The following is a 17334-nucleotide window of genomic DNA, read 5'->3' on the forward strand; positions in this document are numbered from 1 at the left end:
CCAGGCCCGCACACACATTGGACTGCGGTACTACCACCGCATAGGACTGCGGTAGCGGGCAGGGCGGTCCGGTCGCCCTGCCCGCGACGTCATCCGGTCAGTTCCGGCGCAACGCGAGCACCGGAATGGTGCGAATACCCTTCGTCTTCTCCTCGTATCCGGCGAAACCGGGATACCGTCGCGCCTGCTCGGCGAAGAGGCGGTCACGGTCGGCACCGGTGACTTCGGTGACGGTGACCGCGAAGGTCTCGGTGCCGACCTCGGCTTCCGCTGTGCCCGCGGCGACGAGGTTGTAGTACCAGTCGGGATTGGTGGGGGCACCAGCTTTGGACGCGAAGACGTACATGACCTCGGGGTCGTTCTCGTCGGCCAGATACATCATCGGCGATACCAATTGCCGGTCGGTGCGCCGTCCCCGGTGATGAACCAGTGCTATCGGCGCACCGTCGAAGGGGCCACCCACGCGCCCTTCGTTTTCGCGGAACTCCGCGATGATCTTGCTGTTCCAGTCCTGCGATTCGCTCATGCCCGGCATCCTCTCCCCCGGCCTCCGCATATGCGAGTAACCACGCTCACGGCTCGTCGAGTACTTCTTGCAGACGGGCGGCGAAGCTGACGGGATCGTTGACGAATCCGATGTGGTCGCCGGGGAACAGGACCGGGTCGACGCCGAGCGCCGCCGCCAGTTCTCGTGCGGTGTGATCGCAGAACTGGCCGGACGACTCGGCACCGATCCCGACGATCACGCGGGTGGGGATCGAGCGCAGCAGCGGCGGGTCCGGTACCCAGGCGGTGGTCGGGCGCAGTTCGTGAGCGAACCAGAAGCGTTCGCTGGCCACCTGCCGAGGATCGCGGTCGCCGCCGAAGATCTGTTCGAGCATCGGGTCCGGGATGGGAATCTCGGCTTGGGCGAAGAACTTTCGCCAGGCGCCGATCACATCGCCGGTGGCGTAGGTGGCGATGATGTCCTCGGTGAGCGCGCGCTGGGCCTCGGCGTCGGGGAGCAGTTCGCGCAGCGGCGGTTCGTGGGCGACGGCGGTGGTGACCAGGTCGGGGTTGGTCTGGGCCAGAGCCAGCGCGGTGACGGCGCCACCACTGGATCCGAAAACCACGGCCGGACCCGCGTCGAGGTGGGTGATGAGCCGGGCGAGATCCTCGGCGCGGGCGAGCACCGTCGAATCCTGGTCCGGGTCGTCCAGGGGGCTGGCGAAATGGCCGCGCGGGTCGGTGGTGAGGACGGTGTTGGTGATGGCGAGTTGCTCGGCGGCCCCGGCGAACGAGGCGGCGTTCATCGGAGCGCCGACGAGCACGAGCAGCGGTCCCGCCCCACGGACCTCGTAGTACAGGCGGGCGTCCGGCACCACGAAGGTGCCGGTGGTGACGGCGGAACTGGCGGTCATGAGGCTCTCCCGGATCTCGGCTACAGGTAGCACTCATACAGACGGTGCGTGCCGAACGAACTCATCGCTCGCCGCGAAAATTATTTCACGACAATCGTTTCCCCAGGTCACAGCAGCGGAATCCTGAAGCTGCCCCGAGCCGCAAAGTAGCCTGGCACTCAGGCTGATCCGTCTACGACGTCCGGCGCCGTCGCACCCGCGATGGCACGCAGATAGCGGTTGGCCAGTGCGTGAATCAGCTCGACCAACTCCGGCGGATCACCGACAGTGAATTCGATGCCGTGCATCCCCAGCTGTCCGATGTTGATCGCCAGCGCCTCGGGGGTGTCCGCGCCGGTACGCAGCACACAGGTCGTGTCGTCGATCGCTTCGATGGTGCCCGCGGCCGGGGGGATACGGCTGGTGAGGAATTCGGCGGGTGCGTGCACGGTCACCGATGCCCGGAATCGCCAGGCCGCCGCGGATACGCCGCGGGTCACCCGGTCGGTCATGTCGTGCGGCAGTTCACGGGGGGCGAATCGCGGCCCGGTCTGAGTTTTCGGGGTGATGCGGTCCACCCGGAAGGTGCGCCAGTCGTCCCGGTCGATATCGAACGCGACCAGATACCAGCGTCGCCCCCAGTTGACCAGCCGGTAGGGCTCGACCACCCGCAAGCTGTCGCCGTGGTTGTGGTCGAGGTAGTCGAATCGGAGCCGCTCGTGATCACGGCATGCGGCCGCGATCACCGTCAACGTCTCGGCGTCGACACGCGGACCCGTGCCCTCGCCCGGAACTACGACGGTATATGCCTGCAACGCGTTGACCCTGCGCCGCAACCGATTCGGCAGCACCTGCTCGAGTTTGGTGAGAGCCCGCAATGCGGTTTCCTCGACTCCGGCGATGCCGCCCCCGGCGGCGGTGCGCAGGCCGACGGTCACCGCGACGGCCTCCTCGTCGTCGAGTAGCAGCGGCGGCAGGCTGGCGCCCGCGCCGAGTCGGTAGCCGCCTGCCGTTCCCCTGGTCGCGTGCACCGGGTAACCGAGGTGGCGCAGCCGTTCGATGTCGTTGCGCACCGTCCGTGTGCTGACTTCCAGCCGTTCGGCCAGGGTTGCACCGTTCCAGTCGCCCGGGATCTGCAAGAGCGACAGCAGCCGCAGCAGTCGCGCCGAGGTGTCCAACATTTCTTCAGTCTGCCATTTCATTAGGAACGAAGTGTTCCTAAATACCTCCTAGGGTTCCGGACATGACATCGAAGACCACCGCGATCACGCCCTTCCGCATCGATATCCCGCAGGAGGACCTCGACGATCTCCAGGAGCGGCTGGCGCGGGTGCGCTGGGCCGGGGAACTGACTCTCGAGACCGAGGGGCAGGTCCAGACCGGGCCGGTGCCGCCGGGGTGGGAGTACGGAGTCCCGCTCGACTATGTGCAGCGGCTGACCGCTTACTGGCGCGATGAATACGACTGGCGCGCCTGGGAATCCAAGCTCAATGCTTATCCGCAATTCACCACCGAGATCGACGGGCAGCTCATCCATTTCCTGCACGTGCGCTCGCCGGAGGTCGATGCCACCCCGCTGATCCTCACCCACGGGTGGCCGAACTCGGTGTTCGAGTTCCTCGATCTGATCGGTCCGCTCACCGATCCCCGTGCCCACGGCGGGAACCCAGCCGAGGCATTCCACCTGGTGATCCCTTCGCTGCCCGGTTTCGGGTTCTCCGGATCCACTCGGGAGCAGGGCTGGAACCGCTACCGCACCGCCGCGGCCTGGGCAGAGCTGATGAGCCGACTGGGCTACGACCGCTATGGCGCCCACGGCAACGACGTCGGTTCGCACGTCTCGCCCGAAGTGGGGCGAATCGACCCGGACCATGTGATCGGGGTGCATGTCACCCAACTGTTCTCCTTCCCTTCCGGCGACCCCGCGGAGCTCGCCGACCTGACTGAGGCGGAACAGCAGTACGTTCAGCATCTGAAGTACTTCAACGACAACATGTCCGGATATGCCCGGCTGCAGGAGAGCGCGCCCCAGAACATCGCGCACGCGCTGGCGGACTCACCCACCGGACAGCTCGCCTGGACCGCACAGCTGCTGGCCGCGCTCGACGATGATCATGTTCTGACCAACGCGACGCTGTACTGGCTGACCAACACCGCGGCCTCGGCAGCCCGGTTCTACTACGAGGACCACCACACCCAGCACCCGACCGAACAGACCACCGCTCCCACGGGACTGGCCAGCTTTGCCTACGACTTCACCCCACTGCGCCGTTTCGCCGAACGCGATCACAGCAACATCGTGTCCTGGAACGAGTTCGACCGGGGCAGCCACTGGGCGACCCAGGACGCACCCGAGTTGTTGATCGCCGACATCCGCCAATTCTTCAGCGAACTCGAGTAGGCAGCGCCGAAGCACTGTCTCCCTGTGGGGTTGGTGCCCCGCCACCAACCCCACTCGTGTCGAAAGGTTCTACTGAATGACGCAGGTACTCAGTCGCCGGGCGCTCAATCGCGCCACCCTCGATCGGCAGTTGCTGTTGCGCCGCTCCGAGTTGTCCGTCGTCGACGCGGTGCAGCACCTGGTCGGGCTGCAGGCCCAGACCCCGCACACCTGGTACATCGGATTGTGGTCACGGCTGGCCGGATTCGTCCCCGAACAGGCCGCTGAGCTGCTCACCGGCCGCGAGTTGGTTCGAATCGCTTTGATGCGCTCGACGATTCACCTGGTCACCCCGGATGACGCCCGCGCGCTGCGTCCGCTGATCCAACCCGTCTTGGATCGTGATCTCTACCGCAACCACACGCACGGCAAGCCCATCGAGGGCATCGACATGGCGAAACTGATTCGCGACGGTGTCGAGCTGCTCGCCCCGGAACCGTTGACCAACAAGCAACTCGGCACGCTGCTCGGTAGGCGATGGCCGGACCGCGCGCCCACCTCGCTGGTCTACGCCATCCGCAATCAGGTGCCCTTGGTGCAGGTGCCGCCACGCGGCGTCTGGGGCCGCAGCGGGCCGATCGCGCACACCACCGCCGACGCATGGATCGGCACCGACCACACCATTGCCCCTTCGCTAGAGCGAATGATCCTGCGCTACCTGGCCGCGTTCGGCCCCGCCGGCGTGAAAGACATGCAGATGTGGTCCGGCCTCACCAAACTGCGCGAGATTGTCGACCGGATACGGCCGGGCTTGAAGACTTTTCAGGATCAATACGGCCAGCAGCTGTTCGACCTACCCGATGCTGTGCTCCCGGACCCCGACACTCCGGCACCGCCGAGGTTTCTGTACGACTTCGACAACGTCTTGCTCTCCCACGCGGACCGCACCCGCGTGATCACCGACGAGCACGGCGAGCAGGGGTACCGCACCCAGCGCCCCGTTGCGCAGATCCTGCTGGTCGACGGATTCACCGCGGGCGACTGGACGATCAGCCGGGACAACGGATCCGCGACAATCACCATTCGCCCCTATAGCCGGCCGTTCACCACACACGATGCGGTCGCCGTCACCGAAGAAGCTCACGCGTTGCTGGCATTCACCGACGCTGACGCCGAGACCCGCAATGTCGTCCTCGACGGACCCCGTCAACGTGTGTGATCAGACCTGGCGGGCCGTCCAATTGCCCCGCATCTGAGCTTCGTGTATGCCCAAGGCCCTCCGCGGCTACGCAAGCTCCCGACTCCGAGTCCTGACCGTCCATGCCGCGTCCTCTCAGCCGATCGCGCCTCGAGGGTCCCGGCGGCCGACCCCGCCCCAAGGCTGTCTGCGGGCAGGCAGTATTGCTGCAGGCGAAGGAACGACGAGCTCCAGCGCGGCACGACGGCGCATTGCACCACGGCATCGTGCATCCGGACGCAGCGGCGGCGAGCGCAGTTCTACAAAACCGGACAAGTACGGATAGCGTCGGGAGCCGTGTCACCAGAAAATGTAGCGCAGTCCAGCCATCTCACCGCCGCCATACGGGTGGTGGCAGGTCTGCTCGTGCTCGCGTCCATCGTGCAGACGGTGCTGCGCGTATTGAACCCCTACCCGGTGGTGGCACCGCTGTTGTCCAGCGATACCTACGCGGTGCACGTCGACTTCGACACCTTCTGGAACTCGGCCGTGGCCCTCACCCACGGCATCGACATCTACGAGACTCCGGCGAAGCTGAGCAATCTCAACCCGCCACTGGTCTCGATGCTGCTCACGCCGTTCGCCGCGCTGGATGTGGTCACGGCCTACCGCGCCTTCGCGGTGCTGACACTGCTCATGATGCTGGGCTCGGTGTTGGCGGTATGCCTGGAACTGCGGCTGCGCCCGGCCGTCACCGCACTGGCCACGCTGGCTGTGCTCGCGTCCTCGCCGCTGTACGGAACGCTGATGCTCGGCCAGATCTACCCGATGCTGCTGGTCGGGCTCGTTGCCGGGTGGATCGCGCAGCGGCGGGGGCGGCCGGTGCTCGCGTCCGTGCTGTTCGGCATCGTGGTGGCGCTCAAGCCGTCGCTGGCACCGTTATTGCTGCTCGCGGCCGTGCAGCGGCAGTGGTTGCCGTTCAAGGCCGGAATCGCAGGCGCGGCTGTCGCCTCGCTGATCGGGGTGCTCGTCGCCGGGCCGTCGAGCGCGGCGGGCTGGCTGCGCATCGCCTTCTCCGAGCCGGTGTCGGGCTGGGTGGACAACGCATCGCTGCCGGGGCTCGCCGTGCGCTTCGGACTGCCCTCCGCGATCGGGGCGGTACTCGGGCTAGCGGTGCTGGCAGGCACGCTGTGGTGGTGTGGGCGCCACCGCGACCGCATCGACCCGGGCGGCACCGCCATGTGGGCGGTACTCGCCGCGGCCCTGCTGTTCTCGCCCATCGCGTGGCACAACTACCTGATGCTGCTGTGGCCGGGCGTGCTCGTGCTGATCACGCTCGGCCGCGCCGAGTTCACCGCCATCGCGCTCGCGGTGCCGGCCTTCCCGCTGTCGTTCACCGTGGAGTTGCCGCCCCACAGCAGCGTTACCGCCGCCGTGACACACTCGATCTACTGCGCTGTCCTCGTGGGCTACTGGGTGGTTCTGGTGCGCGGAGCGACACTGTCCGCGCCGGGCTCGTCGCGGTCGTCCGGCACGGCCACAAGCAAGCCACCGGCGGCCGCGGCGTACCCCATGCTCGAGGCGCCCTCCGCGGTGACACACGTTGCCGCCTCCGAGCCCTGACCGTTCACGCCGACTAGTCGACCGCCACATCACCCGCCGCGGCTGGACCTGGGACAAATACCAATCCTGGCTCTACACCGCCACCACTGGTTCTCTCCTCGACCGATCGACTGATTTACCCAGGGGTGACGGCTGGTGGGCAAGAAGGGTGGAACTACACCAACTTCAAGTGCAGGCGATCGCGGTTCATGACCTCTGCGACGATTTGAACCTAAGGGTTGTCCCGTAAGTCGTTGAGCAGCTGACCCAGTGATGGTGGAGTTGTTCTCCGGGCTGCGGCTGGCCACGTTCGCTCGCCTGAGCGCACAGTTGCGGCGCGTGGAAGATCTTGCGGGACTGCCGTCTATGTGGTGGCGGGGTGGGCGTCGCGATGGCTGGGGTAGCGACGCTGGCCAACCTCGCCCACGGTTGCTGATCCCTGGCGGGTGGATCGCTCGCCATCTCTAATTTGGACTTACGGGACATCCCTCAGCGGCGGCGGCGAAGCTCGTCTGCGCGAGCACGCAGGGTTCCGGCGACCAGTTCACGGCCCTCGTGCGCCAGGTCGACCAGCTCGCGGGCGCTCTCGCGTCCCGCGTCGCCCAAGATGGCGGCGATCGCGGTTCCCGCTCGGCGCGCCGCGACGGACAGTTCGTTGATCAGTTCTCGACCGGGATCGAATTTGTCCATCTCCGGGGACTCCGTTCGCAGTGCAGGCCAGCTCGGGCATCTGACAAGCCTCAGTGTACAGTCGTGCACTGAATCTGTGTCAAGTCCCCGGCGGCGGATCGCGACGATTCCAGCATGCCAGAACGACCGGCACGAGCCGAAATACACCGGTGCCGCACAGCTCAGAGCTGTGCGGCACCGGTGTGGGACGGTTTCAGTTGTAGGAGTTGGCTACCCCGTCGAGCAGGTGCTCGAGAGTCTCGTAGGCCGGCACGTCGACCACGTCGATCAGGTCGGCGGCCACAGGTACCGAACGCTCGGCGGCAACCGAGGTGAACTGGGCGGTGTCGCCGGTGCGGAAACCGTGGTCGGCGGCCAGACGACGCAGTTCCGGATTGTCGGTGAGCAGTTTGCCGATCTTGTCACCGATGGCGTTCAGCGGGACGAGGGTGTGGCTCGACAGGACCGTCGGGGTCGGGTAGGTCAGCATCATGTCCGGCTTGATCCGGCCCTCGCCCGCCGCTTCGACGAACTGCGCCTCGTAGATGCAGACCAGCGGAGTCGGGCCCATGCCGTTGGTGAGGTACTGGTTGAACGGTCCGTCGCTGCTGTTGTCGGTGTAGCCCTGGGCGAGGAACAGTTTCGACAGGGCGGGCAACACGTGCTGTTCGGCGGTGGCGCCGCGCACGATGGTGTGGTCGTTGGCGACATAACTGGCGATCGAGAGGTACATGGCCGCGGAGTTGGAGCTGCGCGGGTCGGTGGTGGAGACCAGAATGTTCTTGGCGACCGGGTAGGTGGTGTTGTCGGGCAGGTCGTCCCACTGCACGCCGGTTCCGGCCAACTCCAGGTACTTGTTCATATCGAACGTCGCGACCGGACCGGGCTTGATCACCCCGGCTGCGGTCAGGAGGTCCGCGATCGGCCGGAAGGTGGCGATGGCGATCGGTGAGGAGAACGGCGTGTATTTGGTGGTGATGTTGCGTTGACGCTGGATTCGTTCCGCGGCCGGAATACTCGACGGGAACGCGAAATCGAAGGCGCCGAGGTCGACGGTGGTCGCGATCTGCCGCGAACCAGCCGGTTCGACCTGAACGCGGATACCGTTGTCGGCGAGCACCTTCACCACGCGCTCGTCGGCGAAGAACGACATCTTCTCCGACCCGACGACACCACGAACCACGGTCGGTTCCGCCACCGGGGCGGCGGCCGGCGCATCAGCACCGCCGGGCAACAGCACGACTCCGGCCACGACGGCGCCGACAACCACGACCGCACCGATCGACAACGGCACCACCGAACGCCTGCTCACCAACCGCTTCGGCTGCTCCTCGGTCGTGTTCGACTCTCGCGCGATGAGCTCGGAGGCCCGCACGCCGGCCGCGGGGGCCGGGACCCGTACCGTCGGATCGGGATCGGCGAGTTCACGGCGCACGATCCGCTCGACCAGAATCGGCACGAACTCCCGGATCGGTTTACCGGTGAAACGATGGTGCGCGGCGCCTACCGCCGACGTCACCTGGTCGACGGGAACGTTCTCGGACAGGTCTTCGACCAAACTCTCGGTCATCCGCCGCATCGCCAGCTCTTCACGCTGGACGGCATCGGCGGCTACGCCGGGGACTACGCGCGACACCACACTTCTCCTGGGCTCACAATCGGGCTGCGGACGCGGCGCGCCGAACACCCGTGCGCACGCCGCGGGCCACGCTACCGGCGCGCAGCACAGTTACCCCAGCCGTGAGCGAGGGTGCACACAGAGTTCAGCGCTCGCTCGACTTCCCGCAACGTCGCGTTGTCCCCGAGTTCGCGTAAACCTCGAATGTCGAACTCGCAGTGTGTGATTCGCTACTACAGCTCGGTCGCGGCCCGAATCGGCGGCACCTGATCCTCGGTCGAGGACCCGCGCGCCCCCTGCAGAGCCGCCCGCCCGAGCCCCCCGGCGAGCAGTTCCATGACACCGATCACGACCAGCCCGCCACCGGCCATCGTGGCCAGACCCGTGACCGTCTGGAAGGTGATCGCGATGATGGCGATGCCGATCGCGGCGGTGGCCAGCCCGCACACTTCGTGCGCCCAGCCGTCGACGATGCTGTCGTCCCACGCCGCGACCAGCGCCTGCACGATGCCGCGCACCGACCAGCCGATCCCGATCCACAAGGCAAGCAGTTCGATGTTGCCGCCGCTGAAGACCAGCCCGGCCAATATCCCCGTGAGCCCAGCGCTGACCAGCACCAGCATCCGCAGCAAGAACGCGATCCGCGCCATCATCGCCAGATACGCCTGCACCGCGGTGCTCAGGACCAGCGAGATCCCGAACAGCATCGCCAGGGTCGATTCGTCGCGCCCCGGCCACAGCAGCAGCGCCACGCCAAGCGCGAACGAGCACCCACCGGCGACGAGCATCGCATTCCGGGTCCGATCCGCGCTGTGGGTCATGTCAGCCGTTCCAGCAGATAGGGCGAAGTCCGGCTGACCGGATTCTCCGCCACCTGCTCCGGTGTCCCCTGCGCCACGATCCGGCCTCCCTGCCCGCCCCCGCCCGGTCCCATGTCGATCACGTGGTCGGCTCCGGCGACAACGGTCATGTCGTGTTCGACGACGACCACACTGGCGCCGCTGTCGACGAGCGAATTCAGTTGTGTCATCAGGATATCGGTGTCTGCCGGATGTAGCCCGGTTGTCGGTTCATCGAGCAGGTAGACGGTGTCGGCGCGCCGTGCCCGCTGCAGCTCGGTGGCCAGTTTCACCCGTTGCGCTTCACCACCGGACAGTTCGGTGGCCGGTTGCCCGAGCCGCAGGTAGCCGAGGCCGACATCGCGCAGCGTGTGCAGGGCGCGCGCGACGACTGCTACATCGGCGAGGAAGTCGGCGGCCTGGTCGACGGTCATGTCGAGCACCTGGGCGATCGTGGTGTCCCGGTAGGTGATGTCGAGGGTGTCGGGGTTGTAGCGCGCACCGCGGCAGACCGGGCACGGGCTGTAGGTGCTGGGCAGGAACAGCAACTCCACAGTGATGTAACCCTCGCCCTGACAGGTCGGGCAGCGCCCTTCGGCGACATTGAACGAGAACCGGCCGACGCCGTACCCGCGGGCTTTCGCGGCCTCGGTCGCGGCGAACAGTTTGCGCACCGTGTCGAACAGGCCGGTGTAGGTGGCCAGGTTCGAACGCGGGGTGCGCCCGATCGGCGCCTGATCCACTTCGACGACTCGCACAATGCCCGGGTCGGCAGTGGCGGTGGTCGAAACAGCGTGCAGCAGAGTCGATTTGCCCGCTCCGGAGACACCGGTGATCGCGGTGAACACTTGCAGCGGGATGTCGACGTCGAGGTCTCGCAGGTTGTGGCTGGTGATCGCGCGTAATCGCAGCGCGCCGGTAGGGGTGCGGGCCGTGCGTGGTGGTCGGACGATCTCGTCGAACAGGTAGGGCCGGGTGACCGAGTCGGCCACCTCGCGCAAACCCTCGACGTCACCGGCGTAGAGCACCTTGCCGCCGTGCACGCCCGCGCCGGGGCCGATGTCGATCAGCCAGTCGGCGTGGCGGACGACGTCGAGGTCGTGTTCGACCAGGAACACGCTGTTGCCCGAATTCTTGAGCCGGTCCAGCACTTTCGTCAGTGCGGCGGTGTCGGCGGGGTGCAGGCCCGCCGACGGTTCGTCGAGGATGTAGACGACACCGAACAGTCCCGACCGCAACTGTCCGGCCAGCCGTAATCGTTGCAGCTCACCGCCGGACAGTGTCGGGCTTTCCCGGTCGACGCTCAGATAGCCGAGCCCGAGCTCGATCAGCACATCGATCCGCGAGGTGAGATCCTGGGTGAGTACCGCCAGCGCCTCCGTGCCAGGGGTGTAAGGCCGCAATACCTCGACGAGTTCGGTCAGTGGCAGGTCGGCGAGTTCGGTGATGTTGTACCCGGCGAAGGTCACCGCGAGCGCTTCAGGTTTGAGTCGCCGCCCGTCGCACAGCGGGCAGCGGGCGGTGTGCAGGTAATCGGCGGCACGGGCTCTGGTCGCCTCGCTCTTGGATTCGGCGTGCGAACGCAGCAGCAACTGCTTGGCGCCGGTGTAGGTGCCCTGGTAGGGGCGGTGGATGCGATGTGGTTCACGCACGGGTTCGACCGTGACGACCGGTTTCTCCTCGGTGAACAGGATCCATTCGCGGGCGGCGGGTGAGAGTTCACGCCACGGGCGGTCGATGTCGTAGCCGAGTGCGCTCAGCACGTCGCGCAGGTTCTTGCCCTGCCAGGCACCGGGCCACGACGCGATCGCGCCTTCGCGAATGCTCAGCGACGGGTCGGGGACCATCGACGTCTCGGTGGCTTCGTGGACGACACCCTGTCCGTGGCAACGCGGGCAAGCGCCTTCGACGGTGTTCGGGGAGAACGCGTCGGAGTAGAGGCGGTTGGTGCCCTCCGGGTAGTGCCCAGGGCCGGTTCTGGCCGGGGTGTCGGGATAGTCGCCTTCGCGGGACATGAGCATGCGCAACGTGTTCGAGATCGCGGTGACGGTGCCGACGGTCGATCGTGACGACGGCGAGGACCGGCGCTGCGCCAGTGCCACCGTCGGCGGTAAGCCGGTGACACTGTCGACGTCAGGAGCTTCGACCTGGTGCAGCAACCGTCGGGCATACGGTGCCACCGACTCCAGGTATCGGCGTTGCGATTCCGCGTAGAGGGTCCCGAAAGCCAGCGACGACTTGCCCGAACCCGACACTCCCGTAAACGCGACCAGGGCATTTCGCGGCATGTCGGCGTCGACATCACGCAGATTGTGGACCCGGGCGCCACGCACCCGAACCGAAGAATCGACATCGTGCGAATCCACAGCTACCTACCGTACTCCCGAAGCCGTGACCCTCGGGCGAACGCGCCCGTCGTTGTAGAGCCTAGAAGAACCAACCCAATTGCGGGGCACGGTCGGCGGTGAACGCTTCGTCGAACGCGCGCAGCACCATCGGGTCCTCGACCGTGATCCGGTGCGCGGCGGCGAAAGTGCTCGCGCGCTGCCCACCGAAGTAGAGGGCGCCGAGAATGTTGATGTCGAAACCGAGAGTCGCTGTCCGGGTGGTCGGCTCGCACTCGGCGATGCCGTCGCGGATCCGCAGCGCGAAGTTCCCGCCCGCGCCGCGGAACGGGTCGTGCACCGCCAGGACGGTGTCGAGGTCGGCGCGGTAGGTGCGGGCGGTCAGGGCGGCGGGTACGTCCATGACCCGCGCCCACAGTGAGTCGCCGCGGTGGGTCACCTGCACCGCGCGCGGGTCGGTGAGCATGTAGGCCAGTGGATCATCGTCGGCGATCTCGGCTTCCACGGTGTCGACGAGGTCCATGCCGAGCAGCACTCGCCACAGTGCGGCGTGCGCGTCGGGGGTCACGGCACGGAATTCCCAGACCGCCGCGATGCCACGGTCCTCGCGCCTAGCGCGCCGATACAGGGCGTAGCCGTCCGCGTGGAGCAGCACGAACAGTGTCGTCGCACCGTCGCGGTGACGTTCCACATCGGCGAAGAACAGGTCCCACTTGGCATCCGGACGATCTTGCGCCCCCGACGTCACCTTCTGCCAGCGCTCGTAGATCTCGCGAATCCGCGGGGCGGTGTCGGTCAGTGTCTCCAAGGTGACGCCACCGGGATCCGGTGTGGTGGAACGGAATTCTGCCCGCCGCGTATCGATGGACACCGCGGTGTCGAGAATGGCCACCTCATACCCGAACCGCCCGTAGATCGTGCCCTCACTGGCAGTGAAGATCGTCAACGGCAACCCATCGGCCTCGGTCCGAGCATGCTGGGCCTCATAGAGCTCGCGCAAGATCCCCCGCCGCCGATGCGTCGGCGCCACCGCGACCCCCGACACCCCACACGCCCGCACCGAGCGCTCCCCCGGCACCGTGACCGTCATCGTCCGATCCACCGTATGCCCCACGATCCGGTCACCCTCCACCGCGACCAACGACCGCTCGACCGGAAAAATATCCCCCCGGAACTCGTTCTCATCACCCCCGTACCGCATACCGAACCCGGCCTCCTGCAACCCCGTGATCGCAGCCGAGTCCGCCTGAGTACCCGCCCGAACGCAAACACTCTTCACCGATGCCATCCTCGTACCCTCCCACGCCACCCGGCCTCGCCACATCTGGTTTTCGACCCGATGTGGCGCGTCGCAGAGCCGCAGCAACTCCTAGTCGGTCAGCACAGTGATCAACTCGACGACCGGGCCCAGCACGGAGGGCGCTGAGACCGAACCTGCCCCGCCGAGTCGCACGGCTGTGGGCGAGCGATGGAATCGCACGACAGCGAACCCTAGAGGAACGTCGGTGTGGGCGACGCCGTCCACACCGATGCCGATATCACCGTCAACGAGTTTCCGTTCGGCCTGCGTCACCATGACCGTCGGATCTGTCGTGTCGCTGAGGCTCTGAGCCTGCGCCCTCGTCCGACCTGTCAGCAGAGCCCCGATGGCACCGATCGCTACCGGATCGCGGGTGGCGTCGTAGATCCAGCGGCGGCCGAGTACTCCATGCTCGGCGGTGCCGAGTAGCGCGGAGTCACCGCCCGGGAGCGGTGCCCCGCGGTAGGTCAACGGCACCTGATACAACACCTGGTCAGCACCGGAATCATCGACGAACAACATGAATTCGATACCCACCTCGCCGGCAGGATCATCGAGCCGGAATCCGCCGGCTTTGTGTATCTGTGGAATCGCGCCCTGATACCACTGCCGACTCGGCAACCACGCCGCGACGATATCGAGCTTGGCCGGGGTAACGGTGGTCTGGTGGATGACAGCCATCGCGGATCAGCCTTTCGCGTTCATGGCGCGCAAGTCGGGGAGGGTGCCGATGCGTTGGGTGGTGGGGCGGGTCGGGGCGGAGGTTTGGGGGGAGCCTGTGGTGCGCAGGAGGGTTCTGATCTGGTCGGGGGTTGCGCGGCCGGGGCCGTGGGTGCGGATGCCCTGGTAGGCGGCGATGGCGCCGACGACGATCGGGGAGGCGCTGGAGGTGCCGCTGAATTCGTCGGTGTACCAGAGGTCTTCGTCGGGGCCGCCTTGGAGGTCGCCGTAGCCGGTGGTGGTGACTTCGCGGCCCCAGCCCTGGGCGTCGAGGCGGGCGCCGTGGTTGGAGAAGTCGAGGCGGGAGCGGGCGGGGCCGTGGTCTCGGCCGTGCAGGCCCGGTGGTGGAGCACCCGCGCCGACCAGGATGGCGCCGGAGTCGGCGGGGCCGGGGCGGAACGGGTTGTGCCAGGTGGTGGGGAAGTCGCCGGGGCGGGTGTCGTAGACGGCGTCGTCGAGGTTTTCGCCGCCGTTGCCCGCCGCTTCGACGACAACGATGCCGCGGCTCACGGCGTAGCGGATGGCGGCGAGGTCGTCGGGCCACCATTCGATGGCGATGTAGCCGCGCTGGTCGGGGGTGCCCCGGTAGTCGAAACGTGGTCCGGGGCGGTGTAATTCGATGAGGACGATGTCGCCGGGGTCGAGGGCGTCGGCCGCCGAGCGGATCGCGGCGGCCGAGCCGATGCCGAAGATTGAGATGGCTCTGATGTGGGCCTCGGGTGCGATTCCGGTGACGCCGACGGCGTTGAGGTCGCCGCTGATCTCCCCGGCCACGGCGGTGCCGTGGTTGCGCCAGCCCAGATCGGCCGATGCGGTGCCACCGATCATCCCGCCTTGGTTCTGGCGCAGATCCTCGTGGGTGAACCGCCACGCACCCTCGACGTCGATCACCCGCACGCCGGTGCCGAGCCCGCCGGGCCGACCGTGCGCCCACACCGCGTCGATGCCGTTCGGCGCGGCGTCCAGATAGGCCTGCCTGACCCGGAAGTCGGGTGTCACAGCGGGTGCTCGCGGTGCGACGATGTTCGCCGCGAGGGGTGCCAGCGGTGGTTCGGCCGCGGGCTTCACGTAAGCGGCGGCGACGGTGTCGTCCGCACGCAGCCGGTGGGCAAGCTCACCGAGGTCACCCAGCTCACCGTGCACCGAGTAGTAGCTGAGGTACTCCCCCGCGACCGGCGCCTGCGGTGTGTCGGCCAGTCTGTTCGCGAGTCGGTTGTCCGGCCCGAAGATCGGCACCAGCCGTGCCGTGCCGGGCAGCAATTCATCGACCCTGGCGCGGACGGATCGGTTCTCGCGCAAAGCGATCGGCGTGATCTCCGGACCGGCGGGCGTGGTGATGACGATCAGTTCGCCCGGCGGGACCGCGGGTGCGGGCACCCCTGATCGGCGCTGCCTGCTGGATCGAGTGGAGGCCATGGTTACCAGTCAACCGTGCACCACGTCTGCCCGCTACTGTTCTGCGGCAACGGATTCGGCGACACACCGTCACCACAGCGCGGCGACGACCCCGACCACGGCGATCGCCCCGACATACACCAGCACCAGCCGTGTATCGCGCAACCAGCATCGACTGCGCCGCAACCCGGCCCGCCACGCCCGCCAATAGCCGACGAACGCGAGCGCACCGAACCCGGCCACCGCCCACGGCCCCACCAGCCACGTCAGCAACGCCACCGTCGCGACCACACACAACGTCAACGGATCGTGCGGTTGCTGCCCGCGCACCGCCTCCTCGTAATAGACCCCGCGCGCGCTCACCGCACCTCCACCGGCAACAACGCCCGCCCGGACGGTGCCGCCGCCGACAACCGCTGCCGCGACAGCGCCGGCCACGCCTGCACCGCACAGAACGGCGCGCACTGATCGGCGTCAGCGCGGGTCCCGACGTGCACGCAACACTGGGTGAGACGTTCCTCGATCATCGTCGACATATCCATGAACGGTTTGACCGTGATCCGCACAACCCGTTCCCCGAGCAACGTCCGCAACCGTTTGCGCCGCCCGGGCAATGCCGACGACGCCAACGTGAGCAGGGTCGACATCCCCAGATCACAGTTCTCGCAGATATTGCGCCACACCCGCCCGATCTCCGGATGTGACAGCGACGACTGCTCCGAGAGCAATCCCAGCAGCGACTCCTGCACCGCCACCCGCAGTTCGGCGGGTAGCGCAGAGTCCGCGATCCGGTTCGATACGAGCCCCAGCTGCTGCTTCAACCGCTCGTGCCCGATCAGCGAGACCAGCGACCGCCATTCCCCCGCGTCGTCACGCAGCAGGTAACCGACCGAGCAGCAGTGCGGATGCGAACACGGCAGCGCGGTGAGGTCACGCCAGGTGACCTGGCCGCCGGTCTGCGGGCCGAGTCGGCGCAGTACACCGGTGTGGGTGAGCCGGTCCATCGGGTCGATCGATCCCGAACGCCCGGAACCGAATTGCGGTTGGATCGACACCCCGCCCACGAACGGTGTGTCCATCGCCGTGCGCAGGACCGCACCGATCTCGTCGTCGTTCACGCCCAGCGCGACCGTCATCACCAAGGTGGTGAAGATGGCGTTCGACGAAAGCCGTTGCAGCGTCTGCTGTTTGCGGGCCCGCAGGTCGCCACCGCGGTGATGCCGTGATGCCTGCGCCGTTTCCCCGTCGTATTGCAGATACACCTCGACCCGGTCGCGATGCGCACCCAGCAGCGCCAGCAACTCGTCGTCGACGGCGATGCGCAGACCGTTGGTGTTGAGCAGGATCCGGGTGATCGGCCGTGCGGTCAGCTCGGCGAGCAGTTGCGGCAACTGCGGATGCAGGGTCGGTTCGCCGCCGCTGAGCATCAGCACGTCCAGGCGCCCGTTCTCGCGGGCCAGACGCTGGTCGACATTGGCCAGCACGTCCTCGACCGCCACCACGCCGCGCAGTTCGGGCGAGGAGTCGGCGAAACAGGTGGGGCAGCGCAGGTTACAGCTGTCGATGATGTCCTCGAGGAGGATGCAGGTGTGCTGGGTCTGCATCTCGGGCAGCCCGCGCAGGTATGCCGAGGGCACCGGATCGAAATTGCCCGCGGTGTCGGGCAGGTGCGCTTTGGTCGGGGCCGTCCACTCTTCGAGGTAGGCCAGGATTTCGGGGTCCTCGTCGTAGAGGGTCCGCACCATGCCGTGGGTGCGACACCCTCGTTCGAGGAACACCTTGCCGTCCCGTTCGGCCAACCACCCCGACAGGCGCGCGACGTCGGGCAGCGGTGTCTCGGGGTGTTCATCGTGACAGCGGGGGCAGAACGCGGTGACATAACGCAGGATTCGATCGCCCCGCAACGGCAT

At 67.1% G+C, this 17334-nt stretch carries 15 protein-coding genes and 1 pseudogene; 4 read left to right on the top strand and 12 right to left on the bottom strand.

From position 1 onward, the window contains the following. Window positions 1-97 precede the first annotated feature (97 nt). The 3 genes from ACFWPK_RS07370 to ACFWPK_RS07380 all read right to left on the bottom strand — a co-directional run bounded on the left by ACFWPK_RS07370 (window position 98) and on the right by ACFWPK_RS07380 (window position 2560). Window positions 98-526 (bottom strand): nitroreductase/quinone reductase family protein, encoded by a 429-nt coding sequence (locus tag ACFWPK_RS07370; protein WP_378913716.1) that lies wholly within the window; start codon window positions 524-526, stop codon window positions 98-100. A gap of 46 nt (window positions 527-572) precedes the next feature. After that, window positions 573-1400, bottom strand: a complete 828-nt coding sequence (locus tag ACFWPK_RS07375) for an alpha/beta fold hydrolase (RefSeq protein ID WP_378913717.1) — start codon at window positions 1398-1400, stop codon at window positions 573-575. A 158-nt stretch (window positions 1401-1558) separates the two neighbouring features. Continuing rightward, a complete protein-coding gene (locus tag ACFWPK_RS07380) occupies window positions 1559-2560 on the bottom strand; it encodes a helix-turn-helix transcriptional regulator (RefSeq protein WP_378913718.1) in 1002 nt (333 codons plus the stop codon). Between the two features lie 62 nt (window positions 2561-2622). Here ACFWPK_RS07380 and ACFWPK_RS07385 point away from each other — a divergent pair, with 62 nt between their 5' ends. From ACFWPK_RS07385 to ACFWPK_RS07400, 4 genes and pseudogenes are all read left to right on the top strand, one after another. Next, window positions 2623-3780, top strand: coding sequence for an epoxide hydrolase family protein (locus ACFWPK_RS07385; protein ID WP_378913719.1), 1158 nt, complete (start codon window positions 2623-2625; stop codon window positions 3778-3780). 76 nt (window positions 3781-3856) lie between these two features. Next, entirely contained in the window at window positions 3857-4978 is a 1122-nt protein-coding gene (locus ACFWPK_RS07390) for a winged helix DNA-binding domain-containing protein (protein WP_378913720.1), read from the top strand. A 315-nt stretch (window positions 4979-5293) separates the two neighbouring features. Further along, window positions 5294-6559 carry a glycosyltransferase family 87 protein gene (locus ACFWPK_RS07395; protein ID WP_378913721.1) on the top strand — a complete coding sequence of 422 codons (1266 nt, stop codon included), beginning with the start codon at window positions 5294-5296 and terminating at the stop codon, window positions 6557-6559. 319 nt (window positions 6560-6878) lie between these two features. Next, window positions 6879-6974, top strand: a pseudogene (locus ACFWPK_RS07400) (IS5/IS1182 family transposase); the annotation flags it as partial. Window positions 6975-7027: 53 nt separating this feature from the next. Here the strand turns inward: ACFWPK_RS07400 and ACFWPK_RS07405 are convergent. The 9 genes from ACFWPK_RS07405 to ACFWPK_RS07445 form a co-directional block, all read right to left on the bottom strand. Next, entirely contained in the window at window positions 7028-7228 is a 201-nt protein-coding gene (locus ACFWPK_RS07405; RefSeq protein WP_378913722.1) for a hypothetical protein, read from the bottom strand. A 193-nt stretch (window positions 7229-7421) separates the two neighbouring features. Continuing rightward, entirely contained in the window at window positions 7422-8843 is a 1422-nt protein-coding gene (locus tag ACFWPK_RS07410) for a three-helix bundle dimerization domain-containing protein (RefSeq protein ID WP_378913723.1), read from the bottom strand. 215 nt (window positions 8844-9058) lie between these two features. Beyond that, window positions 9059-9646 carry a DUF308 domain-containing protein gene (locus tag ACFWPK_RS07415; RefSeq protein ID WP_378913724.1) on the bottom strand — a complete coding sequence of 196 codons (588 nt, stop codon included), beginning with the start codon at window positions 9644-9646 and terminating at the stop codon, window positions 9059-9061. Continuing rightward, window positions 9643-11952 carry an ATP-binding cassette domain-containing protein gene (locus tag ACFWPK_RS07420; RefSeq protein WP_378913748.1) on the bottom strand — a complete coding sequence of 770 codons (2310 nt, stop codon included), beginning with the start codon at window positions 11950-11952 and terminating at the stop codon, window positions 9643-9645. The genes ACFWPK_RS07415 and ACFWPK_RS07420 overlap by 4 nt, the downstream gene beginning before the upstream one ends. A 139-nt stretch (window positions 11953-12091) precedes the next feature. Beyond that, window positions 12092-13333 carry a GNAT family N-acetyltransferase gene (locus tag ACFWPK_RS07425; protein WP_378913749.1) on the bottom strand — a complete coding sequence of 414 codons (1242 nt, stop codon included), beginning with the start codon at window positions 13331-13333 and terminating at the stop codon, window positions 12092-12094. 45 nt (window positions 13334-13378) lie between these two features. Beyond that, window positions 13379-13990 (bottom strand): 1,4-alpha-glucan branching protein, encoded by a 612-nt coding sequence (locus ACFWPK_RS07430; protein WP_378913725.1) that lies wholly within the window; start codon window positions 13988-13990, stop codon window positions 13379-13381. Between the two features lie 6 nt (window positions 13991-13996). Further along, window positions 13997-15445 carry a S8 family serine peptidase gene (locus ACFWPK_RS07435; protein WP_378913726.1) on the bottom strand — a complete coding sequence of 483 codons (1449 nt, stop codon included), beginning with the start codon at window positions 15443-15445 and terminating at the stop codon, window positions 13997-13999. Between the two features lie 69 nt (window positions 15446-15514). After that, window positions 15515-15787 carry a hypothetical protein gene (locus ACFWPK_RS07440; RefSeq protein ID WP_378913727.1) on the bottom strand — a complete coding sequence of 91 codons (273 nt, stop codon included), beginning with the start codon at window positions 15785-15787 and terminating at the stop codon, window positions 15515-15517. Continuing rightward, window positions 15784-17334, bottom strand: a complete 1551-nt coding sequence (locus ACFWPK_RS07445) for a radical SAM protein (protein WP_378913750.1) — start codon at window positions 17332-17334, stop codon at window positions 15784-15786. Before ACFWPK_RS07445 ends, ACFWPK_RS07440 begins: the two co-directional genes overlap by 4 nt.

Source organism: Nocardia sp. NPDC058519 (genome assembly GCF_042719755.1).
GTDB lineage: Bacteria > Actinomycetota > Actinomycetes > Mycobacteriales > Mycobacteriaceae > Nocardia.